Origin of the sequence: Streptacidiphilus neutrinimicus, from assembly GCF_000787815.1 — a bacterium.
GTDB lineage: Bacteria > Actinomycetota > Actinomycetes > Streptomycetales > Streptomycetaceae > Streptacidiphilus > Streptacidiphilus neutrinimicus.
This window is the reverse complement of record NZ_BBPO01000013.1, coordinates 1-11,847: the sequence shown is the minus strand read 5'-3', so window position 1 is coordinate 11,847 and position 11,847 is coordinate 1. Positions and strand designations below refer to the sequence as shown.

Here is an 11,847-nt window from a genome sequence, read left to right as displayed (position 1 = left end):
CAGTCTGGCAGCAGGCACCGACAGACTGGAGTGCTCACCCGCTCTGGGTCGAGCAGGTTGGCGGTGGCGCCTGAGACAATCCGGTCCGTGCCTCTCCTCCTCAACTGCAGGCGCTCGGGACTTCGATCGAGCATTGTCGGGTGAGGTCGACGATCAGCTCGTCAGCTGGCTCGGGCTGGGTCCAGGCGGCTGCGCTCAGTTCCACCCTGTCGACTTCGGCGTCGTGGTTCCTCACGTGAGTGGTGAGGTCGCCGATCGCCAATGACTGCTGCGGGTGGGGCAGGGTGGGAAAGATCAGGAGAAGGTCGTAGTCGCTGTCGGGGCGGGCGCGACCCGCAGCTCGCGAACCGAAAAGCCGAACCTGAAGGTCCGGGACCCATTTGCGGGCCTCCGCAGCGGCAGTGCTGAGGAGGACCTGATCTTGAGGATCCAGATCTTCCCAGTTGATCGGCTGTGGCGAGGGTGGGACGGCCAAGTCGGTCGGGGGCGTCGAGTTGCTCAGCTTGTGCAGGGAGTCGACTGCTGCGGTGGCCAGTGCGTGCAGTTGATCGAAGGGGAGTTTCGCGTCGGTTTGCCCCTCGGCAGCCCAGATCCCGACTACTGCGGTGGCGAGGGCGGGCGGGGTGTGGGGGCCGAGCGTGTCGAAGATCCGCTGAGCTTTCGGGCCAGCCTTCACTGGGTGACCCCAAGCGATTCCGAGGCCGCTAACGGCATACTCCAACGAGCGCGCCAGAACCTTACCGGAGTCGGGCCAGGACAGCTTCTGCTCCACGGGGTAGGCGAGTCGGTCCCGGCTGTAGTGAAAGGCAGCGTCGATCGCGTAGTCGTAGCGCTTCATCGTCATTCCACCCCTGTTCGCCCTGTCGGCGTCTGCGCCTTCACCATTCTCGCGGCCTGCTGGGCGAAACCGACCCGCAACTTCGTGGGACCAGCTCGACTTGCTGACACTCTGGACGGCGCGGCGGCGCAGCGTCTCTGAGGCTGTCGGGGAAGCCAGCACGGCACAGAACGCTCGCTCGGTAGGCCCCGGCATGCAGCGCGACCGACCGGCGGCGATGAGCCGGTACTCCGGCAGCAAGGTCCTGGGCGGGAAAGCAGACACGTTCGGGGCCGCCCGAAGGCTCCGGTTACTCGGAGGGGCTGGAGCCGCTCGGCACAGAGGTATCGGCGGCTGGCGATGAGGGGCCGTGTGCCTTCCAGGTGTTGAGGCTGCGCAGCATGGCCTCGGACGGAGGGGACCAGCCGAATGCAGCGGACAGCACGTGCATGGCGAGCCGCGGGGGAACGGCGTTGCCGATCTGCTGCCCGACGTCGCGCCCGGACCACGGGTAGTCGGTCGGGAATGTTTGCAGGCGCCCCGCCTCGGAGAAGGAGAAGCGGTCCAGCTCGGAGCCGTCTAGCCCGACGACGCGGTTGCGAGAGATCTTCCCGGTGACCGTGGCTGACGGCTCCCATGATCCTCGACGGCCGCGTGCCTTGGGGTCGCCGCCCGTGCCGTAGTTGGAGATCACTTCGAAGGCGGTGGGGCGATCGATCACGTCGGCCATCCTGCGCCACTCTTCGAGGGCGGCAGGTCCCTCCTCGCGGGGCACGCCCTTGCGGTACGTGCGGTGAGTGGGGTCGGGGAGCGCCACTTCGACATCCCCATGCCGGGCGATGAGTACGGCACGCCTGCGCGTCTGAGGGACTCCGAATGCCTCGGTGTGCAGGATGCCGACGTCGACGGTGTAGCCCTCGCCGTCCAGCGCTTCGGCGTAGGCCTGCCACACGGGGAGCACCGCCGGGACCTGCTCAAGAACGATTGCCCGGTACGGTCGGTCGAAGCGATCGATGGCGTCCAGGGCCCAGCGAAGAGGTTGCAGGACAAGACCCGTCCGCTCGTCGTCGAGCTTGGAGAGATCCTTCTCGATCTCCTCACGGCTCTCCCGGGCGACGAATCGCTTGACGAAGTTCAGGACGTCGTCGAGCGCCCTACGGCCGGCCCCGCTGCCAGCGACGGTGAAGGTCTGGCAAGGAGGTCCTCCGGCCAGGACGTCGGCCTCGGGGAAATGGGACGGGTCGTACAGGCGTACATCCCCCTCCACCGTCTCCAGACCTGCCGCGCGGCGGGTCGTGCACGCCGCCGAGTCCCATTCGACTCCCACGGTTGGGACACCAAGCTTCTCTGCCGCCACATCGAGTCCGCCGGGGCCGGCGAACAGGTCCACGATCTTGGTGGGCTGCACTTGGGTCTTCTCCAGGTATGTCGTAACGGGGCGACGGTGCCATCAGCTCGGTGATCTCGTTGCCCGCTCTGACTGTCGTTGTTCGGCGACCCTGAAGATTACCGCGGCGCACTGACAGTGACGCTCCGCGCCTCGATGTGCACCCTCTGTCGTGTTCAGTCGCAGGAGGACCATCTGCGGAAGGGCCCGTCGGGCCTTGCTCTCCAGCTCGGCCCGCTCGGTGCGCCCGGTGCCCAGAAATGCTGGGCTGACGGGTCCAGTACTGGTGGGCGGCTGCCCAAAGTCACCCAAGAAGGATCTCTTCCGGCCTGCGGTTAAGGACCTCGAGCGGACGGCCGCTGAGCAGGTGCTCCACACACGCGGAGAGATCGCCCCCGTGGTCCTCCCGGGCGATCTCACGGAGCTCCTTGACGAGATCCTGGCCGTTGATGAGGACGATCGGGTACTGGTCCTCGACCATCTCGAGCTGAGCCGGCTCCGAGTAGGAGCCCGTTGTGACATAGACGCCGATCCACCCGCGCTGAAGCCTGGCCACCACCCGGGCGATCTGCTCGGCTGAGATCAGACTGTCCGGCTTGACGCATTTGGCCTGACCCAGCACTACAAGCTTGGTGCCGGCGAGCCCTCTGCCGAGGTCTATCCGCCCTACGAAGTCCGCGCCGCCGTCTCCCGACCGACGGGTCAGCCAGCCTTCCAGGTATCCGTGCCCAGAGGCGCGCATCACTCGAGCTGCCACCGCGGAGGCCAGCGCCTCGAAGGCGTGCTTGTTGCCGTCGAAGCGCTGGTAGACAGCCTGCAGGTCTGCTGCCGCGCTGCTGCCCACCGTGGGGCGTTGGTCGCGTACCTTGACGACGCTGCTTCGAGCGACTCGCCGACGAACCTGTGGGAGAACGGAGTGTCCGTGCTTCACCCACTCCCGCCAGGCCGCCGGGGCCAGCTTCAACACATCGGCATCGGACCTGCCGGGATCTCGGCGTGCTGTGATCCACTCCCAGTCCAGCTTGTCTCCCTCGGCGGACAGGTCGATCACAGCCAGGTCGAAGACGTAGTTGGTGAACGTGCTGCGGGCCTGACCCGCCCATTGGACGACCCGTTCGGCGCGCTCGATCAGGCCGACGCCGCAGAAGTCGACGTGCCCCTTGACCTTGCCGTTTCGCGATACGGACCGAAAGAGCAGCAGCGGTGCAGCGGCCGCGCGTCCCGCGGCAGTCGGGGCCTGATGCTCGTCGAAGGCATCGAGCAAGGCGGAATTGCCTGTTGTCCCGCCGACGGGCTTGTCGGTATTGACCTTGTGATCGCCGAAGTAGCGGACGTGGCCGTGGTCGAGGTCGAAGACGTCGTGCCACGGCGTCTGCTCGGAGCCTGCCTTCCATGGACTGGAGCGGATCAGCACCGCCGGCCGCCGTGCGCCGACCGGCGTGCGAACCTTGGCCACCGGGTTGATCCCAGCCTCCAGCAATACTCGCTTCTGCCCTGGGCTCTCGGTGACGAAATAGAAGTTGTCGAAGCCGTCGATCAGCGGAGGGGCGGCGTCCTTGGCACTCGTGTACCGCAGTACGCCGCCCATGCCCAACGTACGCCCCATGGCTCCCCCTTCGTGGCCCGAACGCTGCGCAGTGATCGTGCCACAGGGCACCGACATGAGGACGCACGAGGATTGCGACCGCGGCGCCGTTCGCCGAGAGGGCGTCAGGCCTCCGTCAGTTCACCTGTTCCAGCCGGGCCGACGCGGTCGGCGCTCGGGATCAGGGCTGCCTCGGGCAGCCCCGCCGGTGCGGGAATTCCGTACAGCTCGGCGAAGGAGGCCGGGGCGTTCTCCCAGTCGACCTCCCAGACGAGGTAGCCGTAGGTATCCAGCGTCTCGGCGAGCCTGGCGTGGCGCATCCGAGCCTGGACCTTGCGGGGTTCGAGCCCAGAAGCGACCAGCACGGCGTCGACGAAGTGTCTGAGATCCCGGAAAGTCGCATTGGCCGGGACATCGACTCCGCGCGCTCGGGCGCCCGCCTTTGCCAGATCGAAGGCGCGGCACAGCCCGCTCTCGCACACCGGGGTCCAGAAGCGCGAGAGCGTGACCAAGTCCGAGTACTCGTTCGGGATCGGGGGCAGCCCGCGTCGATCGCGCTTGCGCAGGGCCGCCTCCCGCAAAGGGGTGCGCCAGCGGGCCAGATGAACCTCGTATTCTCCGCGGAGGAAGGAGCCGACCGCGAGTGGCGCCCGACTGGCCGACGTCTTGAGCGGTCCGGCCTTGCCACGCTGGCGTTGTTCCTCGACAAGTTGCATCCCTGGCACTGTCTCCATGTCCGAGAGGCGCACGCCCGTCGCCTCCATGGAGCGGAGGGCCTGGAGCGCCCCGAACCACACGAGCAGCCGATAGCGCTGATCGATCTCGTCGGCCAGAGCAACGACGTGGAGCCAAGTGAGGCGGACCTCGCGGCTGCGCCCCTTCGGCAGTCGGATACCGGCGACGGGATTGCCGTCCAGTAGCCCGTCCTCGACTGCCATGGAGAGCATGGCCGACACGGCCTTTTTCACTGCGGATCGAGTGGAGTCGGGCATCCCGCTCCGTTTGAGCGAGGTGAAGAAGTCCCGGTAGTCGCCGCGCTTCACCTCGCGCAATTCGCGCGAACCGAGCGCTGGGACCAGATGCGTTCGCAGCCGGTAGCCGTATGTGGCCACGGTTCCCTGGCGGCCCTCGTGACGGGAGAGGAAGGTCTCGGCGTACTCGGCAATCGTCGGTCCTGTGCTCTTTCGGGGCTTCCTGCCGCGGTGGGGGAACGGGTCGCGTCCTTCGGCCACAGCGGCGCGCTGGCTTCGCTGGAAGGCGAGTGCCGCTGACTTCTTGTTCTTCGGATAGTTCTTTGAGCGCTGCGCACCCGCGGCATCACGCCAGCGAGCCTGCCAGCGCATTTCGCAGCCATGCTCGGGGCTCGGCACGAGACCGGGATGTTCGCTGCACTCCGGCTCGCCGGGCTCCGGACGAGCCTTGTGCCAGCGGTCGTAGGGCTGCTCAATCCCCATGTCGGATCTCCTCGGCCGGGAAGCTCGCGATCAGGCCACTTGCTCGAGCGATGCGATGAAAGCCGCCACATCGGACTCCCGGTAGCGCAAGCACCGCCCGCCCAGCCGCAAGGGCTCCGGCCCGCGGTGCTCCAGTGCCCAGAGGCTGGCCCAGTTGTAGAGGGTCTTGCGCCTGAGCCCAAGGCGGTCGGCAGTCTGCTGCGCAGTCAAAAGCTTGTCGGGGTAGGGGGAGTGGCTCGACAACACGGCCTCCGGAATGGGTGAGGAGGCAGCCGGGCCCCGGCGGCGCGACGCGACGCGGGTCTCGATCGGCTGAGGGCAGAGGGATTGCGGTGCGGCTTCGGTGAGCGCTTCGCGTCATGGCACGAAGACCTTTCTGCGGTCCCGGACGGCGGCCCGGTCGGGCCGCCGTCCGATGGACGCTCTCCACCAGCGAGAATGTCAACCAGAATGTCGAGCCGGGGATGAGCAGTCGCCATGCCCGGTCCACCACTTGGCCGGGAGCTACTCGGCGGCGACTTGGCCGATCAGGGGTCCGCCGGCATTGGCCGCGCCGTTGCTCTGCTGAGCGGGGGGACAGCCCATACGGGGCGAGGGCACCCGCAGGCACAGCAGGTCCTCGTGCACGATCAGCGACATGGGGATGCCGGCCGCTCGGGCGGCGCGGACGTTGCGGAGCTGGAAGAACGAGGGCCGGGCCTGCAGGTGTCCGTCGCGGACCGCGGCCAGCAGTGCGACGCACCGCTCGACCAGGACGAGGCCAGCCGCCTGGCCGGCGGCGACCACGGCCGCCGGGAGGTCGACCAGTTCCCCGTGCTCGCGCCAGGGCCGGGCGGTGACCGCGACGGTGGCGCCGTCCGCGAGCAGGGGCCGGCAGGAGCGCAGGATCTGCGTGAACGAGTCCAGCAGTTCGTCGGTGGGCGCGTGGGCGAGGTTGCCCATGCTCGTGCCGTAGGTGTCGTGGAACTTCACGATGCCGTCCTGGCCGGTCTCCCGGGTGGAGCGGACCTGCCCGTGCAGGGACGCCCCGTAGGGGGGTGAGGTGAGCAGCAGGTTCACGCTGCCGTGCAGTTCGGGGTTGACGATGCGGTCGGCGTCGCGGGCGTCGCCGCGGTAGACGGTGGCGGCACCTTGGGCACCCTGGCGGTGGGCGTGCATGACGTTGCCGCGGGCGACCTGGGCCCAGCGGTGTTCCAGTTCGACGCCGATGGCGTGGCGGCCGAGGTGGGTGGCCTCCACCAGGGTGGTGCCGATGCCGCACATCGGGTCGAGGACGGTGTCGCCGGGCTTGGTGTAGACGTCGATGGCGTGACGGGCGATCGCGGGGAGCATCTTGCCGGGATGGGCGGTGGAGGTGGGCAGGTAGCGGCCCTTGCGCTGGGCGGCCGGGCTGGCCTGGGCGGTCACCCAGACCGAGCACGGCGCGTCGGCCAGCGCGGCGCGGGCGGCGTCGAGCGGGGAGGAGGGGGAGTCGAGGTTGCGGGCGATGGCGGTCACGTTGGCTCCCTGGGCTACTTGGTGAACACGAGCAGGTCGTGGTGGGCGACCTGGTGCCGTCCGGCCCGGGCGGCGGGGCCGGTGCAGGCGCAGTCGGGGCCGTGCGCGGGGGAGGCCTCGGTGCGGGGGCGCAGCTTGCCGTTGGCGGCGGTGGCCTCGACGGCGGCGACGTGCTGGAGGTAGGTGAACCCGGCGGCCTGGGCGAAGGCGGTGAGCAGGCCGGGCCGGTCCTGGCCGGGCTGCTGGCGGGTGACGATGACCGTCACACCGCCGGGTCGCAGGACGCGCACCGTGGCATCCAGGACCGGCGCCAGTTCGGAGGCGCCGGCGGGGTGGTGCGGGGCCAGGATCGCGAGCGCCGCGCGGGAGGCGAGACGTTCGCTCTGGCCCGGCAGGCCGGCGGGCGGGACGTGCCGGAGTACGGCCAGGGAGGCGACTTCGGTGGGCTGCTCCTTGAGGAGCGCTGATGTGGTGCGGGCGTGGTCTGGGGTGCGGGCGTAGCCGATCACCTTGCGGCCGCAGGTGACGGGGCCGATGAGCGGGCTGCCGTTGCCGGCGTCCGGGACCCACACGACGTCGCCCGGTTCGCTGTAGGTCTCGGTGATCTGCCGGACCAGCGCGAGCGGGAGGCGGCGGGCGCAGGCGGTGCCGACCGGGTCGGTGCACAGCGGGCAGCACCCGGTGAGCGGTTCGGTCAGCCAGACCGACAGCGGGACGGAGGGCAGCCCGTCCAGGCGGGGGGTTTCGCGGCGGTGCCGGCCGCGAGGGGCGGGGACGGGGTCATCGGTGGAAGTGGGTGTGCGGTGGTCGTTCATGGACGGCTGGCCCGACGGGCGCCGCAGGACGTTGACACCCTAAGAAACGCATTTTTCGGGCCGATCCAAACGCACGATCAGAAATTCGACCGCAGCAGTCTTTTGCGATCCCGGTCGAAGCGGCACCCAAGGTGAGCGCGGTGGGCCGTCGGCAGGAGCCGTGAGTCAGCTCTGGGACCGGGGCAGCGGCAGGAGCGGGGGACGTTGCCGGAGGTTGCTGTGGTGGTGGCGCGCCGTGGATCACCAGCTTGGTGAACAGCGGAGTGCTGCGCCGCGTTCTGGCTGGTCAGGGCCGTACCTCCGGTCTTCCTTCGGTGCGCCTACCTGGCGTGACCGGAGGAAGACCGGAGGCACGGCGGAGGTTGCATGTCGCCGTGCCGCACGCAGGTGCGCGCCACCCAGGCCCGATTCGAAGCCCGTGGGGTGGTCGTCGGTCAGGCAGGTCAGCGACTGATGACCGGTCCGTTCAGGCCGAGCCTGAAGTCCGAACTGGGGGCGGGGGCGCTGGGCGCGTTGATGTGCATGCTCGTGTAGCGGCCGTTTGTGAGGCCGCTGACGGTCACCGTGGCGGAATAGGAAACGGAGCCGCCGGCGGCGCAGTTCGGTACGCACGTGTTCTGCCGCAGTCGGCCGGTGGCGGTTGCGGCGGGTTCTCCCCAGCCGGTCCAGCCCAGGCCCTCCAGGGCCGCGCCCGCGTCGCCGCACGCGAGGATGAACGTCACGGGCTGGTTGACCGGCTGCGCGCCACAGTCGTAGATCACGACCTTGGTCGCCGTTGCTGAGGAGCCACCCCGCGAGGTTGGTGTGGCGCGTGGCGAGGTGATGGCGACGCTCGCCGTGGGCTGCACCGCGTGCGCGCTGGTCGGCGGCAGCGATGTGTGTGTGGGCGCGGTAGTGCCTGGGGTGGGTGCGGACTGGTGAGTGACGGTCGTGGTCACCGTGCGCGTCGGGTTGATCGACTGGGAGGTGGCAGCGGACGAGCAGGCCGCGACGCCGGCCAAGGTGCCCACCACTGCGACAGCGACCATCACGCCTTTCACGTTTTCAGGCTAGGCCGGGCGCTGACCAGCCGCACCCCCGTGCTGCGACGGCGAGCCGGCGGGCCGCGAGCGTGTGCGGCCGATGCACGCTCGCAATCGGTCCGTGGGTGCAAGCGGCGGAGAACAGGAATTTCGCTGCACGCGAGGACAGGGTCTGCGCCGCGGGCTCTTGTGACGGCGGTGTCGTCTGCGCAGGTCAGCGGCGGACCTCCGGTGCGCCGGCCGCTCGGGACCAGCCTCTTGCGGGAGGTGGATCGGGTGCCTGCCGGAGATGGTCGAGAGGTGCTGCGGGGCTGGGGCGGAGGGACGAAGGAGGCGACTTCGGCGCGATAGGCCCAGGCGGCCCGTCGGGGTCGCCGCCGGCCTTCGACGAAGGGGATCGCGACATGACTGCCGCTGGAGCGCTGTACCCGCTGGAGCAGGTGGCGCGGGAGTTCCGTGCGCTGGTGGAGCGGCCGGTGCCGCTGGAGATGAAGACCGCAGACCTGGATGGGGAGGGCCTGCCGGACGGGCCGGTGGACGTGGTGGCGTTGCGGGCACTGCTGCTGCACCCTCAGCTCGGCCACCAGGCCCGCGGCGAGGTGTGGGCGAGGCTGCTCGAACTGGCGGGCCTCGGTGGACGCGAAGGCGAGGACTGGCGTCTCGCCGCGGTCGGGATGGCCTTGCCGGGGCTGACCCGGGTGAGCATGCGCTGGGCGCAGACGGTGAAGGCGACCGGCTCTGAGGAGCGGGCGGAGATCCAGATGATCGTGCTGGGCGGCTTCTGGGAGCAGCTCGCCGCCATGCGGCAGGACGGGACGTGGCGGCGTGACCCGGCCCGGATCCCGGCCCGACTGCTGTGGGCCGCCGAGCGGGCGGCGCGTGCCGCACTCACCCGGACCTCCCGCGTCCGGGAGGCGGAGGTGGAGCTGGAGCACGTTCCTGCCCCGCCGCGCGAGCGGGTGCTGCCGGAGCAACTGCTCGCCTTCGCGGTCCGCAAGGGCATCGTCTCCGCCAAGGGCGCTCGGATCGTCGCATGGTCCCGGCTGGAGGGCATGCCGATGGCCGAAGTCGAGAGGCGACTGGGCGGATCGAGGGAGAGCCTGTTCATGCTCCGGACGCGCACCGAGCGCAAGCTCGCGGCGGCGATCGCGTCGGGTCGACTGTCCAGCGAGGACGTCGAATTGAATTTCGAGCGTTTGGATCGGCCTGAAAATTGCGTTTCTTGAGGGTGAGAGACCACGCCGGCCGGCACCAGTAGTCGCCGGCCGTGGTGCTCCCGGGGTCCGCGCCGCGGACGTTGACACTTCGCACCATCCGGTCCTTCACGACTCCTCGTAGGGAGGTGAAGGTCCGACGGACTCCCCGGGCTCACCACACCCAGCCTCTCCCCGCTGAACCGGGGGTGGTGCCGCTGAACTTCGGCGGCACCACCCCCCGCCGTCACTCCCTTCCCGCCCCTGGCCCGTGGAGGTTCCCGCATGCCCAGATTCCGGTTCCCCCGCCCCCGGCGCCCGCCGCAGTGCTTGGTTCTCGCCGTCGTGTCCGCCGGCTGCTGGCTGATCGGCAGCCCGGCGGCGTGGGCCGCGAGCAGCGTGCTCGCGGTGGCGACGATCGACCAGACGATCTCGAACATCACGACCTGGATCGTCGGCCTGCTGGCGGGACTTGCGACGCTCTTCCTCACGATCGGCGGCGTGCGCTACCTGATGGCCGGCGGCGACCCGGGCGAGGTCGAGAAGGCCAAAGGCGCCCTCAGGAGCGCCGGCCAGGGCTACATGCTCGCGATCCTCGCCCCCGTCATCGTGACCGTGCTGAAGAAGATGGTCGGAGCATGAGGTGCCACCGCCTCCGCCGCATCACCGTCCTTGCCGCCCTCGCCCTGCTTCCCTTCGTGGTCGTCCAGGCTAGCGCCGTCGCCGATCCGGGGGTGCCGCAGCCCTCGGCCGGAGCACCGCCCACGCCGCCAGCCCCGGGCAGCGTGGGGAAGGTTCCGGCTCCCGCTCCGGGACCGTCGCCCGCCCCGGTCAGCGGATCGCCTGGCGGCGGTGGGGACGCGGGTAAGCCGGCTCCGCCGCCGGGCGGCGGGCTGATCCAGCCGGCTACCCCGTCCGACCCGAACGCGACCGGGATCTTCGACATCCCAGGCGAGGTGAAGGACGCGATCACATCCTTCCTCGCGGCCCTCCTGCAACCCTTCGTGACGCCCGTAATGGCGCTCCTGGCCCATTTGCTGCTGTCCACGCCGGACGTCACGCAGCTGCCGACGGTGGCCGGGCTGTGGGACGGGCTGCGGCTGCTGGCGTGCTCGCTGTACGTGCTGGCGGTGCTCGCCGCCGGGATCCTGGCCATGAGTCACGGCACCGTGCAGCAGCGCTGGGCGGCCCGCGACCTGGTCCCGCGCCTCGCCCTGGGGATGCTGGCGGCGAACCTGTCGTTGACCATGTGCCACCAGGTGATCGGTCTGGTGAACGCGATCAGCAGCGACGTGTTCGTCGACGGCATCACCGCCGACGACCTGGCCGCGACCCTCACCGGGATGCTCCTGAACGGCAACCCGACCACCGGCCCGGTCTACCTCGTGGTGCTGGCTCTGGCCGTCACGGTCATCGCCGTCGCGGTTGTGATCACCGTGCTGATCCGCGTCGCCTGCGTCCTGGTTCTGGTCGTGGCCGCGCCGCTGCTGCTGGCCTGCCACGGGTCACCGGCCACCGAGGGGGCAGCCCGTCTGTGGTGGAAGGCGTTCTTCGGAATCATGGGTGTCCAGGTCCTGCAGTCGGTGGTCTTCCTGGTGACCGTCAAAGTGCTGCTCGACCCCGGCAACTACGCCCTCCTCGGTGTCCCCACCGCGGGTCCGCTGATCAACCTGGCCGTTCTCGGAGGCTGCCTCTACCTGCTCGTCAAGATCCCCGGATGGATCCGGCGCCTGGTCACCAGCCCGGTCCAGCGCACCGTCGGCGGCGGCCGGGGCGGCCTGCACCTGCTACAGAAGGTCGCCCTCGGCGCCCTGGGCCTGCCGTTCGGTCCGTACGCGCTCGGCGCGCAGATCGCCGGACGCTTCGGCCCGCCGGGGGCACAGGGACTGTTCGGGATGCTCCGTGGGGGACCACGCCGTCCACCGCGCACACCGGGCGGACCCAACCCGCGCAGACCGAGGCCACCTGGCCCGCCCGGGGGAGCGGGCCGGCCCGGTCATCGTGGACCGGGCGGCGCGCCCGGACGCGGCGCACCCGGCGGCCCGCCAGGAGGCCCGGGCTCTGGTACCGGCGGCGC

At 70.0% G+C, this 11,847-nt stretch carries 11 protein-coding genes; 3 read left to right on the top strand and 8 right to left on the bottom strand.

What is annotated here, in order from left to right:
• Positions 1 to 100 precede the first annotated feature (100 nt).
• The 8 genes from TR48_RS38775 to TR48_RS41795 all read right to left on the bottom strand — a co-directional run bounded on the left by TR48_RS38775 (position 101) and on the right by TR48_RS41795 (position 8,595).
• Positions 101 to 838: a nucleotidyltransferase domain-containing protein gene (locus tag TR48_RS38775; protein WP_084729240.1), complete on the bottom strand. Its 738-nt coding sequence runs from the start codon at positions 836 to 838 to the stop codon at positions 101 to 103.
• A 289-nt stretch (positions 839 to 1,127) separates the two neighbouring features.
• On the bottom strand, positions 1,128 to 2,225 hold the full coding sequence (locus tag TR48_RS11160) for a DNA cytosine methyltransferase (protein ID WP_042365912.1): 1,098 nt from the start codon (positions 2,223 to 2,225) through the stop codon (positions 1,128 to 1,130).
• Positions 2,226 to 2,508: 283 nt separating this feature from the next.
• Entirely contained in the window at positions 2,509 to 3,792 is a 1,284-nt protein-coding gene (locus TR48_RS11155) for a restriction endonuclease (protein WP_042365997.1), read from the bottom strand.
• A 122-nt stretch (positions 3,793 to 3,914) separates the two neighbouring features.
• Complete coding sequence (locus TR48_RS11150) at positions 3,915 to 5,243, bottom strand: site-specific integrase (protein ID WP_042365911.1); 1,329 nt, start codon at positions 5,241 to 5,243, stop codon at positions 3,915 to 3,917.
• A 30-nt stretch (positions 5,244 to 5,273) separates the two neighbouring features.
• Positions 5,274 to 5,489: a helix-turn-helix transcriptional regulator gene (locus TR48_RS46570; RefSeq protein ID WP_042365910.1), complete on the bottom strand. Its 216-nt coding sequence runs from the start codon at positions 5,487 to 5,489 to the stop codon at positions 5,274 to 5,276.
• Between the two features lie 258 nt (positions 5,490 to 5,747).
• The gene (locus tag TR48_RS11140; protein WP_052442572.1) at positions 5,748 to 6,740 is read right to left on the bottom strand and encodes a TRM11 family SAM-dependent methyltransferase; all 993 of its coding nucleotides are present in this window, start codon (positions 6,738 to 6,740) and stop codon (positions 5,748 to 5,750) included.
• A gap of 14 nt (positions 6,741 to 6,754) precedes the next feature.
• Positions 6,755 to 7,555, bottom strand: a complete 801-nt coding sequence (locus tag TR48_RS11135; protein WP_042365909.1) for a hypothetical protein — start codon at positions 7,553 to 7,555, stop codon at positions 6,755 to 6,757.
• 443 nt (positions 7,556 to 7,998) lie between these two features.
• Positions 7,999 to 8,595: a hypothetical protein gene (locus tag TR48_RS41795; protein ID WP_152627915.1), complete on the bottom strand. Its 597-nt coding sequence runs from the start codon at positions 8,593 to 8,595 to the stop codon at positions 7,999 to 8,001.
• 386 nt (positions 8,596 to 8,981) lie between these two features.
• Between TR48_RS41795 and TR48_RS11125 the strand changes: the two genes are divergently transcribed.
• The 3 genes from TR48_RS11125 to TR48_RS43105 form a co-directional block, all read left to right on the top strand.
• On the top strand, positions 8,982 to 9,803 hold the full coding sequence (locus TR48_RS11125) for a hypothetical protein (protein WP_042365908.1): 822 nt from the start codon (positions 8,982 to 8,984) through the stop codon (positions 9,801 to 9,803).
• Positions 9,804 to 10,055: 252 nt separating this feature from the next.
• Entirely contained in the window at positions 10,056 to 10,412 is a 357-nt protein-coding gene (locus TR48_RS11120) for a pilin (protein ID WP_042365907.1), read from the top strand.
• Positions 10,413 to 10,726: 314 nt separating this feature from the next.
• Positions 10,727 to 11,847: TrbL/VirB6 family protein (locus TR48_RS43105; RefSeq protein WP_500799093.1), on the top strand; the 1,121-nt coding region annotated here is incomplete at its 3' end.

What these genes read in the sequence shown, in the direction of transcription:
- TR48_RS11150 (WP_042365911.1), bottom strand. Translation starts at nt 5,243, where the DNA reads ATGGGGATTGAGCAGCCCTACGACCGCTGGCACAAGGCTCGTCCGGAG.
- TR48_RS11125 (WP_042365908.1), top strand. Translation starts at nt 8,982, where the DNA reads ATGACTGCCGCTGGAGCGCTGTACCCGCTGGAGCAGGTGGCGCGGGAG.
- TR48_RS11135 (WP_042365909.1), bottom strand. Translation starts at nt 7,555, where the DNA reads ATGAACGACCACCGCACACCCACTTCCACCGATGACCCCGTCCCCGCC.
- TR48_RS11155 (WP_042365997.1), bottom strand. Translation starts at nt 3,792, where the DNA reads ATGGGCGGCGTACTGCGGTACACGAGTGCCAAGGACGCCGCCCCTCCG.
- TR48_RS11120 (WP_042365907.1), top strand. Translation starts at nt 10,056, where the DNA reads ATGCCCAGATTCCGGTTCCCCCGCCCCCGGCGCCCGCCGCAGTGCTTG.
- TR48_RS38775 (WP_084729240.1), bottom strand. Translation starts at nt 838, where the DNA reads ATGAAGCGCTACGACTACGCGATCGACGCTGCCTTTCACTACAGCCGG.